Below are 17,449 nucleotides of genomic sequence, written 5' to 3'. Positions count from 1 at the left end.
TTTTTATGGTGTAGAAGGTGTACACCGATTAGACGGAATGTTCTTTTTCACTTTTAGTATGTGACGATGTATCCATGTCTGTTAATATGCGATCTATTATCTTTTTCGTATGGCCCATGATGAACTGAAGAAGTACACCTGCACAACATACGGTTATCAACGTTCCAAGCCCGATTGGCCCACTTAGCAGAAACGCCAGAATTAAAAATACAAGGTAAATGAATGTTCTCGATACAAATAAGGGCATTTGAGTGATTTCATGCAAGATTAATGTTAAGCGGTCAATCGGAATGGGTGCAAAATTGGTCTGTAAATAAATCGCCGTGCCGATACTTATGATCACTAAACCAATGAAAAAAGTCATTAATTTGCTGTACCAAACTTCGGGTGTGATCAAGGAATCAGATACATAAAGCCAGATATCAATCCCCACACCAGTAATGAATGCGGTGACGAGTCCCAAAAACTCGGGTTTTTGCTGCTTCAAAAGCGAATTACATCCAATTAATAGGAAAGCAATGATGACCTCCCAGCTACCTACACTTAGCCCTACATGATGTGACAGCCCTACCAGAAGTGCATCAAACGGTGAGGTACCCAGTTCAGATTGAATGGTAAGGGAAATGCCAAGTGTTAAGATTAGAATACCTGCGACAAAAAGTACATATTTCAAATTCATTCAACCTCTTTTTGATATTATGTTGCAAACACAACAAAATTGAGATAAATTCAATGTAACCCTTTTTTATTGCATTTGCAACAAACGATTAACTTGTTAAAGGAATGTGAATATAGATGACGATTCGTATAGAGATATGTACCATTGAACATGTATGTGAACTGCAGGAGATTAGTTATGAGACGTTTAATGAAACGTTTAAAGAGCAAAATTCACCCGAAAATATGAAAGCTTATCTGGAAAAGGCGTTTAATCGGGAGCAATTGGAAACGGAACTGTCCATTGTGGATTCACAATTTCTTTTTATTTATGTCAACGATAAACTTGCCGGGTACATGAAGGTGAATATCAATGATGCTCAGTCTGAGAAGATGGGAGTGGAATCCCTTGAGATCGAGCGGGTATACATTAAGAAAGAGTTCCAAAAACATGGGCTTGGTAAAGTACTGCTCCATAAAGCCATAGAGATGGCAACTGAACATCAGAAGAGGAATATTTGGTTAGGCGTGTGGGAGAAAAATGAAAATGCCATCGCCTTTTATGAAAAGATGGGGTTTGTACAGACAGGAGCTCACGCTTTCGTTATGGGAGATGAGGAACAGATTGATTTTATAATGACCAAAACGCTACTGTAACTGGATCATCCAGGGAAAAGCTTGGGAGAAAAATGCTATTGAGCAGAATTCTTTTGAGCTTTTTTATGTTTTGCCAGAACCGTTGAATAATAAAATGAAGAAATCGATGAAATTTAATACATAATAAATATTATGTAAACTTATTATTTTCGATGACCTTCATAAGCTGCATCTATGGCTTTAGTAAAAGTTAAAGGCCTGATTAATACATAATTAGCAGTATAATTTTGCTCAATAATCGTGAAGGTAATAGGCTGATCTCAAGGATCACCAATACAATTTATTAGTTTATTTCTACGTTTGGACAGTCAGCCGAAAATCGTTTTCGTTCGTATTTTGTTAGATAGCGTTACGTTCTTAATAATCAGTAAATAAGTTGTATATACCTCATGTTAAAAGAACTTTTTGCGAATGAAACGGATGTGTTAATCCACCATGTTGAATTATTTAGTTTTAGAGCGGAAAATGGAAATTAAAATTAATATTTCAGGTGAGAAATCAGGAGGATTGACTCTTTAAACCAGCCGAAAAAAGGAGCGAAATCGATCAATATATTAATTGGATAAATAAGGTATATATCGTTAAAAAGGCGCTACTACGCCGATTATAGATCAATTTCATATGGATTTGCGATGGATTTAGTACCGCTTTCACGTTATGCTTTTGGAAATTGGAAAGGAAGTGGGAAAAATGGAACGCGAACTGGCGTTGGAAATTGTCAGAGTAACGGAATTGGCTGCGTTAGCTTCAGCACCCTGGATGGGACGAGGCGACAAGAACAGTGCAGATGAAGCGGCTACTTTGGCCATGCGCGCCATGTTCGATTCCGTGTCCATTCGCGGCACGGTGGTAATCGGTGAAGGTGAAATGGATGAAGCACCCATGTTGTACATTGGCGAGGAAGTGGGCAACGCTGAGGGACCTGAGGTTGACGTGGCTGTAGACCCGCTCGAAGGTACAGAAATCGTGGCCAAAGGACTAAACAACGCTCTATCGGTTATTGCAGTGGCGGGAAAAGGTAACCTGCTCCACGCACCGGACATGTATATGGAGAAACTGGCGGTAGGGCCTGCGCTTGTAGGCAAGGTCAGCATTGAAGACCCGGTAGAAGTCACATTGGAGAAAGCCGCTGCCGCATTGAACAAAAACATCTCGGACCTCACTGTGATGATTCTGGATCGTGTACGACATGAGAGTATAATCAAGACGCTACGCAAGGTTGGCGTGAGAATTAAGTTCCTCAGTGACGGTGATGTTGCGGGTGCAATGGCACCGGCCTTCCCGGAGGCGGGTATTGATCTCTATGTCGGATCTGGAGGAGCGCCAGAAGGTGTGCTGGCTGCCGCAGCGCTATCTTGCCTTGGGGGTGAGATTCAAGGTCGTCTGATGCCTGCCAACGCAGACGAATTCCAGCGCTGCTTGCAGATGGGAATTGATAATCCTTACAAAGTGTTAACGATGCAGGATATGATCGGCACAGAGGATGTCATTTTTGCCGCAACAGGTGTGACGCCAGGTGAGATCTTGGGAGGGGTACGATATCTTGCGGATGATAGAGCCGAGACGGATTCGATTGTTATGCGTGCCAAAACCAAAACAATTCGGTTTATTCGTTCCCAACACTTCCTGCCTAACAAAGAAGTACTGCACAAAGTAAGACAGCTCCAATCCACGCCAGAACCCTCGGATCGCATTTCGAGTCATGCGAAAACAATGGAACAGGCTGAATTTAGTCAATCCTCCGTTGATCATGGCGTTACAACGACGTTGTGAGCTGCACTCCCCATAATTGAACAAACAGGATCAACTTAAATCGTTTTATTGAGTTTGATAAGTAACTTGAACCCCTAAGATTACAGAGCATGAAGTTAATGAAAATACCATCTCTGGCAAGATAATAATGAGGGCTTGGATTAACCCAAGCCCTCATTATTTTTTATGTTAAAAGCATTGACAACGGTTACATGGCATGAGAAAATGTACGCGCGTACATAAATATTTATTTTTAATTACTATTTGATTTATTGATGAGCTATATATGTTGAACTAATCATTTGCACGATAACGGAGAGGATAGAAAAAACCTGAAAAAGCGAAGCTAAAAGCTTTCTGCAAGAAAGCTACTTCGGAAGCATATGCTTCGCCTTTATCCCCGGATTTTCCCCTTTAATAAAAAGGAATCGAAAAATCTGGGGGTAACAGCGATTGGAAGGTTATTCTTTCATCGTAGTGCCCGTGTAAATAATCTTTAGTTTAATTTATATAAAAGGGGGTGAAATTCATGGCATCTCGTAAAGAAGTAGCTGATCTTGCGGGTGTTTCCGAGGCGACGGTCTCCCGGGTGCTTAATGGGGTAGGTCCAATTAAAGAAGAGACACGCCGCAAGGTTCTTGAAGCTTCCGAACAGTTAGGCTATGTGCCCAGCGCTCTTGCTCGCAGTTTTGCCAGAAGTAAAAGCGGGAACCTTGGCGTAGTATTGCCTTATGTTCCGAAGGCGCATCTGTTCTCGGCGTATTTTTTCTCGGAAATGCTGAGTGGGATTGGAAGCAAAGCCAGAGACAATGGCATGGACCTGCTGGTTATGTTCCGGACACCCGGTGAAGTGATGAATTATACGGATCTGTTCCGGCGTCAGAAAGTGGACGCCTGCATTATCCTTGGTGCCAGAGATGATTATGAAGAACTGGCGGCCATGCAGCAACTTCATCAGGAAGGACACCCGTTCTGTGTCATGAATCAGCATTTTGAGGGCCAATCGTTCACGGAAGTGGATGCGGATCATGTGGAAGGAAGCAGACTTGCCATACGTCATCTTACGGATCAGGGGTATCGCAAAATCGCTTTTCTTAATGGTCCAGACAGTTATTCCAACAGCCAGGAGCGAATGGAAGGCGTTCGTCTTGGCCTGCAAGAAGCAGGTATGGAGCTGGACCCGAGTCTATTGCTTGAAGGGAATTATAGTAGACGGAGTGGCATTGAGGCGGCAGCGATTGTAGCAGATCGCCTACATGAGATTGATGCTGTATTTGCGGCCAATGACCGGATGGCTATTGGGGTCATGCATGGTTTGCGTGAGCGGGGAATCCGGGTGGAGGATTTTCCGGCATTAGTGGGTTATGACGATTCCGATGCCGCCGAGATGGCGGTTCCGCCGCTGAGCAGCGTCAGGGTTCCATTTTTTGAAATGGGTGAACTTGCAGCATCGAAGCTTATGCATGGGTCTGTGGGTGACACACATAAAGCGAATAACTCTGTTGTAGCGGTAACCGAATCAGCGAGAGCGTTGCTGCCTACCGAACTGATCATCCGTGCTTCTTCTATCCGTCAATAGTTTATTGGTACACATATTGAAAGACTTTTTATTATTCCAAAGGAGGAAATGACCATGTCAAATCGTCTTCGTGTCGGAATGGTTGGATACAAGTTTATGGGGAAGGCCCACAGTAATGCCTATCGCAGTCTGCCGATGTTTTTCCCGTCTGCCCCGCTGCAGCCTGAGATGTCTGTGATCTGTGGACGTAACGAGCAGGGAGTGCAGGAGGCAGCGAATCAGTTCGGCTGGTCCGAAAGTGTGACTGATTGGCGTGAACTAGTGAAGCGGGATGATATCGATCTGATTGATATTAACGCACCAAGTGATGCCCATAAGGAAATTGCGTTGGAAGCGGCTCGTCAGGGCAAACATCTGTTTTGTGAGAAACCACTTGCCCTGTCGCTTGCGGATTCGCGCGAGATGCTTCAGGCAGCAGAGGATGCTGGAGTCGCACATATGGTCGGGTTCAATTATCGTTTCTCACCAGCGGTGCAGTTGGCCAAAGATCTGGTGGAGAGTGGACGACTGGGTAAAATCTATCATTTCCGTGCGTTTTTCCTTCAGGACTGGATCATGGACCCTTCGTTCCCGCTGGTATGGCGTTTGCAAAAAGAAGTGGCTGGCTCCGGTTCCCATGGTGATCTGGGCGCGCATTTAATCGATCTGGCTCGTTTCCTTGTTGGTGAATTCCAGGAAGTCATCGGCATGAGCGAAACCTTCATCAAAGAACGACCACTTGCAGCCGAGATGACAGGACTGAGTGCAAAGGGCAGTTCGAATGCGGATGCACCCAAAGGAGAAGTGACCGTCGACGACGCTACGCTGTTCCTGGCACGATTCGCAGGAGGAGCGCTGGGCAGCTTCGAGGCTACACGTTTTGCAGCGGGGCATCGGAGTACAAACTCGTTTGAGATTAACGGCAGTCTCGGCAGTGTACGATTTGATTTTGAACGGATGAACGAACTGGAAGTGTATTTCACAAAGGATGAAGAGGACGTACAGGGATTCCGCCGTGTACTGGCGACCGATCCGGCACATAAATATGCTGAAGCCTGGTGGCCTGCCGGACATACGATTGGATTCGAGCACACGTTCACCCATGAAATGCTGGAGCTGGTGACAGCGATCTCTGAAGGACGACAACCATCACCAAGTTTCCACGATGGGGTCGCTTGTCAGGCTGTACTGGAAGCGGTAGAACGTTCGGTAACAGAACGGCGCTGGGTGACACTTGAAGAGATGTGAGCAAGCAAGACAGTGATGTCAGGAATAGGGTTGAACACAACTAAACTAGGCGAAAGCGAGTGAATAAACGATGAGTAAAGCACTGATTGTATGGGGCGGCTGGGATGGACATGAACCGGAGCAGGTAGCAGCGATTTTTGAACGTATTTTGAAGGAAGAGCAGTTTGAGGTTGAAGTCTCGAATACGTTGGAGTCTTATGCGGATGCAGAGAAGCTGATGGGTCTCGATCTGATCGTGCCGTTGTGGACAATGGGACAGATTGAGCAAGAACTGGTCAATAACGTATCCGCGGCTGTCCAGAGCGGTGTGGGCTTGGCTGGTCTTCATGGCGGCATGTGTGACGCCTTCCGAAATAATGTAGACTGGCAGTTTATGACGGGTGGACAATGGGTTGCTCATCCAGGAAACGATGGTGTGGAGTATATGGTGAACATGAAGCGTGGCTCTAGCCCGTTATTGGATCATATTGAAGATTTTCAGGTGAAAAGTGAACAGTACTACCTGCACGTAGACCCGGCAGTGGAAGTGCTGGCAACAACTCGTTTCCCAGTGGTGACTGGTCCGCATGCGGCGAATGGCCCCGTAGATATGCCTGTTGTCTGGACGAAACGCTGGGGCGCAGGACGGGTATTCTACAACTCCCTGGGACACCATGCAGACATTGTAGACATGAAACCCGTGACTGAAATGATGCGCAGTGGATTCAAATGGACAGCAGCAGGTAAAGAACTTGCCAAGAGTCGAGTAAGTTCAGCAACCGAAGTGTACACAGGTATGGCGGACAACCAGAACTAATGAGATTGTAGTTTGATTGCAAACGTAACTTCAGTGTTAACCATTCATCCTCAATGGATAAACCATTTCTGATCCACGGCGAAGGGAGCCCCAGGTATGAAAACAATGAAAGTAGGCATTATTGGCTGCGGTAAAATCAGCGGTATTTATATGGAAAACTGTCACCGGTTCGAGGTGCTGGAACTTGTTGCTGTTGCGGATCTCGACCGGAAACGTGCCGAGGAGCAGGCAGCAGCCTATAACGTGCCTAACGTATACAGCGTCGACGAAATCTTGGCTGATCCCGAGATTGAGCTGATCATCAACCTGACCATTCCTTCCGTTCATGCGGATGTATGCTTGCGTGCGCTTGAATCTGGTAAACATGTTTATGTAGAAAAACCACTCGCTGTTACCCGTGAAGAAGGGCAGGCAGTGCTCGAAACAGCCAAGCGTAAAGGATTGCTCGTGGGCTGTGCACCAGAAACGTTCTTTGGTTCAGGCATCCAGACTTCACTTCAATTGGTTGAGGAAGGGGTCATCGGTAAGCCGGTAGCGGCGACCGCATTTATGATGAGCCGTGGTCATGAGCACTGGCATCCTGATCCGGAGTTTTATTACGCCTCTGGTGGTGGGCCAATGTTTGACATGGGTCCGTACTACCTCACGGCATTGATCCAACTGATGGGCCCGATCAAGTCGATCGCAGGCATGACAGGTAAAGCCATGGAAGAGCGTACGATTACGAGTGAGAAAAAGAGAGGCCAGACGGTTCCCGTCGAAATTCCAACTCACGTTACCGGTCTGTTACAGTTTGAACAGGGAGCCATTGGCACACTGATTACGAGTTTTGACGTATTTGGCGGAAGTGCATTGCCACCGATTGAGATATATGGCACGCACGGTACATTGCAGGTACCTGACCCCAATACCTTCGGCGGTCCCGTTCGTTACCGTTTGTTAGGTGAACATGAATGGACGGAAGTTCCACTTCTCCCAGGATATCAGGAAAATACACGCGGCATCGGTGTGGCAGATATGGCCTATGCAGCCCACAGCGGACGTGCACACCGGGCGAGCGGGGAATTGGCATACCATGTTCTTGAGGCCATGTGGGCATTCCACGATTCATCAGATGAGCAGACGTTCTACCAGATGAAAAGCTCCTGTCAGCGCCCGGCTGCATTGCCGGTGGACCTGCCATTGTATACATTGGATAAGTAAGATAGCCATTATTCTTTATATCATGACGAACAGCCCCTTTTCCTTTAAACCAGGAAAGGGGCTGTTTTTTATTAATTCAAAAAATTTGGGGATAACAGCGGATCGAAGGTTGTTCTGTCATTGGAATGTCCAGTGTAATATTCTTTAGTTCAATTTATATAGCCATTTAGGGCTCAAATCCCGCCTGACTGATCCAGATTTCATCCTCGGCAAAATAGTCCTTCATCCGTTGAACCACAGTCTGATACGCATCTGGATGATACCAATGCTCCATCCCCACTTGCTGATAGAGCGACTCCATACCGAGTCGACGGGTCCGCTTGCCCTCACTGCCATCGCCCATGAAGTAATCGTCAATGCATACACGTTGAACCAGAGGTCTCAATATGGCCGCAAACTGTTCACTGCTGGGTAATACGGGAGCAATCGCAACCTGCGTGGGTATTCCGGCATCCCGCAACTGTTCCAGTGCACGTAATCGGCCTGCTATCGGGGGAGCAGAAGGACTGAAATGCTTGCGCATATCGTCCAGATCCGTCTCCACCGTCATGCTGACCCGAACCCGGTCACCTAAATGCTGTAGCAGATCTATATCCCGTGTAACGAGTGGACTGCGGGTCTGGACTAATACAAAATCGGGTGGATACTGTACCATCGTTTCAAGTAATGAACGCGTGATACACTCCTTGTACTCAGCGGGTTGATACGGGTCTGTACTGGATGACATGAAAAGAGTGACTTTCCCTTTCCTCAGAGCACGCTGCAATTCTCTTGCGAACACTTGGGAGGCCTCCTGTTTCACATCAACCCAGCTTCCCCAATCCTCTTTGCGAAACAAGGAGACAGGCATCTGTCTGACATAACAATAGGAACAACCGAAGGCGCAGCCTGTGTAAGGATTTAGCGTATGTGTATAGCCTTTAAGGAACCCTGTCCCCTTGTTGAGTAACGTTTTGGGTACTTTGTAAGTAAGATTCGTCTTCATAAGTTCTCATGCCTTTCACGGTAATGTGCAGGTGTGAGACCTGTATATTTGCGAAATACAGTAATGAAATAAGCTGAGTTGGGTATACCGACATGGCGGCCAATCTCGGTGACGGTGTGTCTGGTATGTTCAAGCAACTTCCGGGCTTCGGTGATTCGTTTTTCCTGTATATATTGAACCGGTGTGCGGCCTGTAATCCGCTTAAACACACGATGCAGATGATAAGGACTGCCATGACTTACGGTGGCAAGGACATCCAAGGTTAGAGGTTCGGCATAATGATGTTCGATGTAATCCGTGATCCCGTATATCCACTCCTGATCAGGTACCCGCTCGCCTGTAGGTTTACAACGTTTGCAGGGTCTGAACCTTCGTGCCAATGCTTCTTCAACATGTTGAAATATCAGCACATTTTCAGCTTTGGGTGCTCTGGACTTACAGGAAGGTCGGCAGAAAATGCCCGTTGTCTGCACGCCATAAAAGAACGTTCCATCATAAGAATTATCGTTGTGGATGATGGCATGCCAGTATTTTTCATCTATAGATTCGGGCAGTATGCGATCTTGATCTGGACTTTCCACGGTAATCACCTCATCTTTAATTATACCCCTGATTCCAAGCGATTGACGAAGTTTCAACTTAAAAAGCAAGATATCAATATTTGGGATAAAGTACCTTCCTTCAATCTGAACGAAATTTGAGCTACAATATACAAGATGGTATAAAGGTTTTGAACTCAAATGAAATTTATAGATGAAAGAGGTAGGTAGGCATGGTTCGTTTTGGCGTAGTGGGTACCAACTGGATTACAGAAAGGCTTCTGGAAGCCGCAGCACAGGTTGAAGGATTCAAATTAACCGCCGTGTATTCAAGAACTGAAGATAAGGCTAACGCATTTGCAGATAAATATGATGTTGAACACCGCTTCACCGATCTGGAAGAGTTGGCGGCAAGTGATGTGATTGATGCAGTCTACATCGCAACACCAAATACGGTTCATGCGGAGCAGGCTGAGCTTTTTCTGAGAAACGGTAAACATGTATTGTGCGAGAAACCTCTGGCTGCAAATAGCGCCGAAGTTCGAAGCATAATCGATACAGCACGAGAACACGAGGTTCTGCTCATGGAAGCGATGAAATCGACCCTTGTTCCCCAGTTCAAAATGGTGCAGAAGAGCCTGCATAAAATCGGTCCTGTCCGCAAATACGTAGCAGGATACTCTCAGTATTCTTCGCGTTACGACAAGTACAAAGAGGGGATCGTCCTGAACGCGTTTAAGCCTGAACTCGCTAATGGGGCGTTAATGGATCTCGGTGTGTATTGTCTCTATCCATTGATTACGTTATTCGGTGCACCTAACCGAGTTCAATCCCAAGCGATGATGCTGGAATCTGGCGTGGATGGACAAGGCAGTGTGCTGCTGGATTATGATGGGATGGATGCGGTTGTTACATACTCCAAAATCTCCAATTCTCATCTACCAAGCGAAATTATGGGGGAACTGGGCAGCATCATCATTGACAAGATTGGCTCACCGGAACATGCTGAGATACGATACAATGACGGTACGGTGGAGCAGCTCACAGTCGAACAAAACCATCCGGCAATGTATTATGAAGTGGAGGAGTTCGTGAATTTGGTTCAGGAAGGCAAAAAGGAATCTGACATGAACACGTATGAACGCTCTTATGTTACGATGCAGGTCATGGATCAAATTCGGAAGCAGATTGGGCTTGTGTTCCCTAACGATTGATTCAAGCGCAGGAAAGGAAGCTGAGACGAGATGAGCAGAGATGAGCATAGCAATAGTAGAGAAGAGCAGAAGAACAGCGGAGAAGATCAGCAGTCCAATGATTCTGGAGGTTTGGAACTGTCACAGATTGTTTTTATCGGAAGAACCTTCGAGGAATATATGAAGATGTTCAACCTGACGGTGGAGGATCTTACAGGCAAGTCCATTCTGGATTGTCCAGGCGGTGCTTGTTCATTTAGTAGCCAGGCGCGCAACTTGGGTGCCAACCCCATGGCCGTGGATATGGCCTACGAATATGAGATCGACGAGCTTGAAGTAAAGGGATTTCAGGACATTGAGCATACGATGAAACAGATGGAACCGGTGCAAAGCATATATGTGTGGGATCAATTTGGATCAATCCAGGGGTTAAAGGAAGAGCGAACTCGTGCCATTACAGATTGCGTCGCAGATATGAGAATGTTTCCTGACCGTTATGTGGCGTCTGTGCTCCCGGATCTACCCTTTGCGGATGAACAATTCGATCTGACGTTATCCGCCCATTTCCTGTTTACGTATGCGGATCGATTGGATGTTGATTTTCATGTTGCAACCGTAATGGAACTGCTGCGTGTGACCAAACGAGAGGTTCGCATTTTTCCAACAGTTGATCTGTCTGGCGAACGTTACAAACATATGGATGCTTTAAAATTAATACTCGAAGAACGTGGGTGCACCGTATCCGAAGAACCAACTTCATATGAGTTTCAACGGAATGCTCACACCATGCTTCAAATTGTTAAACATAATTGAACAAGATAGGAGGTTTTTTGGATGAATAAAGTTCTTATACTTGGGGGTACACGTTTTTTCGGTAAACGTCTGGTGGATCACTTGCTGTGGGAAGGGAAGTCTCAGATCACAGTCGCAACTCGTGGTAAAACGGATGTTGACTTCGGACCCGAAGTAAACCGAATCAAGATGGATCGTGAAGACCCGGAATCTCTGGCAGAGGTTGCGCAGACAGACATGTGGGATGTTGTGTACGACAATATCTGTTATTCACCGGATGCGGCGAAAGCGGCATGTGAAGCTTTTGCAGGACGCACCAAAAGATACGTTTTGACATCCACACTCTCGGTGTACGGTGATCCCAGACCTGGATTTAAGGAAACGGATTTTGACCCGTATACATATCCATTACAGTATGGGAGTGCGGAGGATTTTTCGTATGGAGAAGGCAAACGGCTTGCCGAGGCTGTATTTTTCCAGGAAGCGGATTTCCCGGTTGTGGCGATGCGCATTCCCATTGTACTCGGGATTGATGATTATACGAGAAGACTTCATTTTCATATTGAACATGTGCAAAAAGGAAAACCGATTGGCATGCCAAATCCGGATGCGGAGATTGGATTTATCAATTCCACCGAAGCGGCAAGATTTCTCGCTTGGCTTGGACATTCGTCCATTACCGGTACGGTGAATGCAGCTTCCAAGGGTGCGATTACGCTGTCAGCCATGATACATCTGATCGAGACGGTCACGGGCATGCAGTCCCAGATCCTCACGGAAACGGTGAAAGAGGACATGTCACCCTTCGGAATTGAGCAATCATGGACGATGGAGACAACCAAGGCAGAACAAGCAGGATATACGTTTGAAGCTCTGATGGACTGGTTCCCGGGACTTGTTCGTGAGGTCGCTCTTGCATTACAGTCGGAGCGGTAGAATATCGGCATGGATGGAACCAAAATGAAACTGAATGAACCTGACGAACTAACCGATTAGGATGAACGGGTCATTCTAACGAATGAACTTCAAACAGGGTGCAACGAGAGCGTAATCTCCGGTGCACCCTGTTTATGTTGTACATTTTTCTAATTTGAACGGGACTTAATTCAAATAAGTGGGACTAATCATTTACACGATAATATTTAGTCAACTCTTGCGCTTAACTCTATTTTGGCTCACGTGGGGGAGAGGCAGAAGCACGTATGCGCAGTTCTGACGGCAAAATGACGGTTTGGGCTTCGGAAGGGGCTTTTCCCTCAATCCGGTCAATCAGCATCTGTACCCCCTGAAACCCAAATTCATACGCGGGCTGTGCAGCTACAGTCAGGAAAGGATCAAAAGCAGAAGCCAGATCCAGATCGTCGAAACACACAACAGAAATGTCTTCTGGTACACGCAGTCCACGTTTGCGCAAAAGCCGGATGACCCCAATCGCCAGCATGTTGTTGGCGGCAAAAATGGCTGTTGGTTGATCCGGTTGTGAGAGCAGTCGATCCAGTCCCTCTTCATCGCTGAAATCCCGGTACCCGGTTCGAAGCACAAGCTCGGGATCAATATCAGCTCCGGCCTCACGTAAACCCGCTATATAACCTTCCTCCCGCAGTCTGGCGGTAGAAACCTCCGAAGAACCATTGACCAGTGCAATGCGCCGGTGACCCAATTGCACCAGATATCGGATCAGCTCAATCGCGCCTTCCCGGCTATCTCCGGCAATAATATCTGACGTAATGCCAGGTACGGTGCGGTCCAGAAAGACAAACGGAATGTGACGTTCCTGCAGCTGTTTCAGATGTTGGAGAGAACGATCTCCCGCCGGAGCATAAAGTACACCATCCACACGAGTAGACAGAATCGCATCTACGTAATCCTTTTCCTTATTATAATCCTCGTCACTATTGCCGAATAAAAGACGGTACCCACGAAGATGGGCTGCATCTTCAGCACCACGGGCCAGTGTTGTATAAAATGGGTTGGTAATATCCGTAATAAGCAGGGAGAGCATCTGGGTTCGTTGAAGCACAAGGCTGCGTGCATTGGAGTTCGGGATGTAACCCAGTTCGTCGATCACCTGTTGCACACGTTCACGTGTCGCGGAACTTATACGGCCTGTATGATTAATGACCTTGGAGACCGTCATGGCGGAGACGTTGGCTTTTTTGGCAATATCATAAATGGTAATCATTAGAATCTAACCTTTCCGCAACATAGTCTTACCATTCTATAGGATAATGCCAATTGACAGCAAGATAGGCTCATGCTATGTTAGGGTTACCGATAACCCTAAAGGGTTCTGAACGTCTTTACTACATAAACCATTCTGTTAAATTCGCTCATGCACGTTCCATTTTCTTGAATAGAGGAACTACATAGATAGCTGATTAATGAAATGGTTTATTGGTATTTTTTAACATGTAAACGTATTCAATTTTAAAGAAGGCTCTTGATCATCTGTGCTTGTAGCTTTTGCGTCCCACCCGGGTATCGGTTGTATCTCCGTCATTATCTCATTCTAATCAAGTGCATATGGATCAGACAGAAGGTTTCTCAATTCAACCCAAATTCTATGAAACGAATTGAAGGAGGACATTCCAGTATGACACATCAGGATTATCGTTATAAGCAGGCTTTCCCCAAGATTGGTATTCGTCCCACGATTGATGGAAGACGCAAAGGGGTTCGGGAGTCACTGGAAGAGCAAACGATGCAGATGGCGACATCCGTAGCCGAACTGCTCGCAGCCGAACTACGTTATCCTGACGGCTCCGCAGTAGAGTGTGTTGTGGCCGAGACCTGTATTGGCGGAGTTGCCGAAGCGGCCGCAGCATCAGAACTATTCAGCCGTTCCAACGTTGGCGTAACGATCACCGTGACACCATGCTGGTGTTATGGTACGGAAACGATGGATATGTCACCATCCATTCCAACAGCCATCTGGGGTTTTAACGGAACTGAACGTCCGGGTGCTGTATATCTGGCGGCAGTTCTCTCTGCCCATGCACAGAAGGGGATTCCGGCCTTTGGAATCTATGGAGAGGATGTGCAAGACGGCGGGGATACAACAATTCCCGATGACGTGCGTGAGAAATTGCTCCGGTTCAGCCGTGCGGGTCTTGCAGCCGCAACCTTGAAAGGGCAAGCTTATCTGTCCATTGGATCGGTATCCATGGGGATTGCAGGTTCGATTGTGAACGATTCATTTTTCCAAGAGTATCTGGGCATGCGCAATGAATACGTGGATATGAGTGAACTCACTCGTCGTATCGAAGAAGAAATCTATGACCCTGAGGAGTATAAGCTCGCACTGGCATGGGTGAAGGACAATTGTAGCGAAGGTCCGGACAACAACGCTGCCCATCTGCAAACAGATCGTAAACGCAAAGAGTATGAATGGGAAACGGTTGTGAAAATGACCCAAATTGTGCGTGACCTCATGGCGGGCAATCCAAGATTGGCTGAGTTAGGTTTCACAGAGGAATCGATGGGCCACCACGCGATTGTATCCGGCTTCCAGGGACAACGGCAGTGGACGGATCATTCTCCGAACGGAGATTTTCTGGAGTCGATATTAAACTCTTCCTTTGACTGGAATGGCAAACGTGCGCCTTATCTGGTTGCAACAGAGAATGATAGCTTGAATGGAGTGTCCATGTTGTTTGGTTCGCTGCTGACACATACGGCACAGATCTTCGCTGATGTGCGTACGTATTGGAGTCCAGATTCAGTACAGCGTGTGACGGGACACCAGTTGGAAGGAAACGCGAAGGATGGCATCCTGCATCTGATTAACTCCGGTTCCGCAGCTTTGGATGGTACTGGGCAACAGTCCAGAGATGGTAAGCCTGTACTCAAGCCATTCTGGGAAATTACAGATGAGGAAGTTCAGGACTGCCTGAAAGCAACATCGTGGAGACCAGCATCCGTAGAGTATTTCCGCGGGGGCGGCTATTCAGCGGATTTCCTGACCAAAGGTGGCATGCCTGTAACGATGACACGCCTGAATCTGGTCAAAGGACTGGGACCAGTGCTGCAAATCGCTCAGGGTTACACGGTCGATCTGCCTGAAGATGTGCATGATACGCTGGATCAGCGAACAGATCCAACCTGGCCATCCACCTGGTTTGCACCTGTTCTAACTGGATCGGGAGCGTTTACTTCCGTATACGAGGTTATGAATCAGTGGGGCGCCAACCATGGCTCCATCTCGTATGGACACATCGGTGCTGATCTGATTACACTTGCTTCCATGCTTCGCATACCGGTCAATATGCATAATGTCCCTGAAACGGAAATTTTCCGTCCGCGTGCATGGGGATTGTTCGGCACAAGTGAGCCGGAGAGTGCAGACTACCGTGCTTGCAGTGTGTTTGGCCCGTTGTATCGTTAAAATAAAGTTCCATTCCTGTCAAACGCCATGTTCCTTGTGAAATGAGGTAACATGGCGTTCTCTTGAAAGCTGTGTTCAGAACTCGAATACGGCTTATCGCGTAGAGTTAAGGAGGCATGAAAGAATGGGCGATCAAGCAACACATGTGCTTGCTGCCGATTACGGCGCCGGTAGTGGACGCGTAGTCCGGGGTTCTTTTGATGGAAACAGACTCTCGTTACAAGAAGTGCATCGATTCAACAACGAACCCGTGCAGCTGGGGGACGGATTGTATTGGGATTTCTTGCGACTTTTTCATGAATTAAAACAAGGCATTGTGAAAGGGACGCAAGGCATCTCTCCATCGGTCCGTTCTATAGCAGTGGATACGTGGGGAGTGGACTATGGACTGGTGGATGGTGCGGGAAGGTTGTGCTCGAACCCACGTCACTACCGGGAAGCGCGTAATGCACAGTGGATGGAAGAAGTTCTGCACCTTGTGAAAGAAGAAGAACTGTATGCCATGTCCGGCGTTTTGCCGCAGCAGATCAATACCGTATTCCAACTGCTAGGCAGTGTACGAGAGCAGGCCGAAGTTTTGCGTCCGGATGTGCGCATGTTATTTATGCCGGATTTATTTCACTATTATCTATCTGGTCAGCAGGCTTGTGAGTATACGATTGCAAGTACCAGCGGGCTGTTGCATGCAGGCGAGGCGCGTTGGAATGAACATCTGATCGGGCGTCTCGGTATACCGGAAACATTATTTCCAAAGCTCATTCAACCGGGTACCGTGCTGGGCGATTTAACAAATGAGTTGTGCGCGGAGTTACGGACTGGACCGATGCAGGTAGTCTCTGTGGGATCACATGACACCGCATCTGCCTTGGCAGCGATTCCTGCGATGGATTCAGATTTTGCTTTTATCAGCTGTGGTACCTGGTCTCTTATGGGGGTGGAGCGTGATGCACCTGTATTGGATGACCGAAGTCGTGCATGGGGATTCACGAATGAAGGGACGGTAAGTGGGAAAGTACGTACCCTGAAAAATCGTTCAGGGTTGTGGCTGCTACAGGAATGCAAACGGCAATGGGAGCGGGAGAATCGACTATATACACATGAAGAACTCATTCAACTGGCTACCTTGGTAACGCCGCATCAAAGTTATGTATCGCCGGGAGATGGCGTGTATTTGGCGCCAGGGAATATGGCTGAACGAATACGGCAACAATGCAGTGCCAGCGGACAGACAGTGCCCGGAACGACTGGAGCGATTGTACGCTGTATTCTGGAAAGTCTTGCATTGGAATTCAGACAGACGCTGGATGAACTGCAGTTGATTACAGGTACAAGACCTCGTGTCATTCATATGGTTGGTGGTGGTGTACACAATCGACTATTATGCCAGTTTACAGCCAATGCAGCCGGTGTCCCGGTGGTGGCAGGCCCGGCAGAGGCGACTTCAGCTGGGAATTGCATGCTGCAATTCCTTGCACATGGTGAAGTGAGTAGCTTGGCCGAGGTACGGGAGGTCATGGCTGCTTCCTTTTCCCCCGAGACCTATGAGCCTAAGGATACAGAGCTGTGGCAGGAAGCTTATGAAAACTACCAAAGTCTGAATCAACTCAAAAGGTAATGAACAGATTCAATGCAATGAGCATTAACGCAAAATGCTAAAAAGAAAAGTATGAGGAGTGGTGAGAAAC

Annotated in this window: 15 protein-coding genes; 11 read left to right on the top strand and 4 right to left on the bottom strand. The window is 47.2% G+C overall.

The annotated features are described in order from the left end of the window. Window positions 1-28: 28 nt before the first annotated feature. Window positions 29-673 carry a YczE/YyaS/YitT family protein gene (locus MKY87_RS02605; RefSeq protein ID WP_340967364.1) on the bottom strand — a complete coding sequence of 215 codons (645 nt, stop codon included), beginning with the start codon at window positions 671-673 and terminating at the stop codon, window positions 29-31. A gap of 122 nt (window positions 674-795) precedes the next feature. On the opposite strand from MKY87_RS02605, the gene MKY87_RS02600 reads away from it, so the two are divergent. The 6 genes from MKY87_RS02600 (at window position 796) to MKY87_RS02575 (ending at window position 7,871) form a co-directional block, all read left to right on the top strand. Further along, the gene (locus MKY87_RS02600) at window positions 796-1,314 is read left to right on the top strand and encodes a GNAT family N-acetyltransferase (protein WP_340962796.1); all 519 of its coding nucleotides are present in this window, start codon (window positions 796-798) and stop codon (window positions 1,312-1,314) included. Between the two features lie 690 nt (window positions 1,315-2,004). After that, window positions 2,005-3,087, top strand: a complete 1,083-nt coding sequence (glpX, locus tag MKY87_RS02595) for a class II fructose-bisphosphatase (RefSeq protein WP_340962795.1) — start codon at window positions 2,005-2,007, stop codon at window positions 3,085-3,087. 508 nt (window positions 3,088-3,595) lie between these two features. After that, window positions 3,596-4,645, top strand: a complete 1,050-nt coding sequence (locus tag MKY87_RS02590) for a LacI family DNA-binding transcriptional regulator (protein WP_340962794.1) — start codon at window positions 3,596-3,598, stop codon at window positions 4,643-4,645. 54 nt (window positions 4,646-4,699) lie between these two features. Next, window positions 4,700-5,872, top strand: a complete 1,173-nt coding sequence (locus MKY87_RS02585; protein WP_036613779.1) for a Gfo/Idh/MocA family protein — start codon at window positions 4,700-4,702, stop codon at window positions 5,870-5,872. Between the two features lie 70 nt (window positions 5,873-5,942). Then, complete coding sequence (locus MKY87_RS02580; protein ID WP_076217226.1) at window positions 5,943-6,668, top strand: ThuA domain-containing protein; 726 nt, start codon at window positions 5,943-5,945, stop codon at window positions 6,666-6,668. A gap of 96 nt (window positions 6,669-6,764) precedes the next feature. Then, complete coding sequence (locus MKY87_RS02575) at window positions 6,765-7,871, top strand: Gfo/Idh/MocA family protein (RefSeq protein WP_100527455.1); 1,107 nt, start codon at window positions 6,765-6,767, stop codon at window positions 7,869-7,871. 166 nt (window positions 7,872-8,037) lie between these two features. Here MKY87_RS02575 and MKY87_RS02570 read toward each other — a convergent pair whose 3' ends face one another. Together MKY87_RS02570 and MKY87_RS02565 are read right to left on the bottom strand one after the other, a co-directional pair. Next, window positions 8,038-8,856 carry an SPL family radical SAM protein gene (locus tag MKY87_RS02570; RefSeq protein ID WP_340962792.1) on the bottom strand — a complete coding sequence of 273 codons (819 nt, stop codon included), beginning with the start codon at window positions 8,854-8,856 and terminating at the stop codon, window positions 8,038-8,040. Beyond that, a complete protein-coding gene (locus MKY87_RS02565) occupies window positions 8,853-9,437 on the bottom strand; it encodes a bifunctional transcriptional activator/DNA repair enzyme AdaA (protein ID WP_340962791.1) in 585 nt (194 codons plus the stop codon). Before MKY87_RS02565 ends, MKY87_RS02570 begins: the two co-directional genes overlap by 4 nt. Before the next feature lie 191 nt (window positions 9,438-9,628). Here MKY87_RS02565 and MKY87_RS02560 point away from each other — a divergent pair, with 191 nt between their 5' ends. Genes MKY87_RS02560 through MKY87_RS02550 form a run of 3 tightly spaced genes read left to right on the top strand, consistent with a single transcriptional unit; the run spans window position 9,629 to window position 12,316 of the window. Beyond that, a complete protein-coding gene (locus tag MKY87_RS02560) occupies window positions 9,629-10,609 on the top strand; it encodes a Gfo/Idh/MocA family protein (protein ID WP_340914345.1) in 981 nt (326 codons plus the stop codon). A gap of 30 nt (window positions 10,610-10,639) precedes the next feature. Continuing rightward, the gene (locus MKY87_RS02555; protein ID WP_340962790.1) at window positions 10,640-11,401 is read left to right on the top strand and encodes an SAM-dependent methyltransferase; all 762 of its coding nucleotides are present in this window, start codon (window positions 10,640-10,642) and stop codon (window positions 11,399-11,401) included. Window positions 11,402-11,422: 21 nt separating this feature from the next. Further along, window positions 11,423-12,316 carry an NAD-dependent epimerase/dehydratase family protein gene (locus tag MKY87_RS02550; RefSeq protein ID WP_340962789.1) on the top strand — a complete coding sequence of 298 codons (894 nt, stop codon included), beginning with the start codon at window positions 11,423-11,425 and terminating at the stop codon, window positions 12,314-12,316. 229 nt (window positions 12,317-12,545) lie between these two features. Here the strand turns inward: MKY87_RS02550 and MKY87_RS02545 are convergent, their stop codons facing one another. Beyond that, complete coding sequence (locus MKY87_RS02545; RefSeq protein WP_340962788.1) at window positions 12,546-13,562, bottom strand: LacI family DNA-binding transcriptional regulator; 1,017 nt, start codon at window positions 13,560-13,562, stop codon at window positions 12,546-12,548. A gap of 411 nt (window positions 13,563-13,973) precedes the next feature. Between MKY87_RS02545 and MKY87_RS02540 the strand changes: the two genes are divergently transcribed. Then, complete coding sequence (locus MKY87_RS02540) at window positions 13,974-15,764, top strand: L-fucose isomerase (protein WP_340962787.1); 1,791 nt, start codon at window positions 13,974-13,976, stop codon at window positions 15,762-15,764. Window positions 15,765-15,888: 124 nt separating this feature from the next. Next, on the top strand, window positions 15,889-17,379 hold the full coding sequence (locus MKY87_RS02535) for a rhamnulokinase (protein WP_340962785.1): 1,491 nt from the start codon (window positions 15,889-15,891) through the stop codon (window positions 17,377-17,379). The last annotated feature ends 70 nt before the right edge of the window (window positions 17,380-17,449 follow it).

The sequence above is a fragment of the Paenibacillus sp. FSL R7-0198 genome, from assembly GCF_038000415.1.
Classification (GTDB): Bacteria; Bacillota; Bacilli; order Paenibacillales; family Paenibacillaceae; genus Paenibacillus.
The sequence above is the reverse complement of the archived record's forward strand: the minus strand, read 5'-3'. Positions and strand labels throughout refer to the sequence as shown.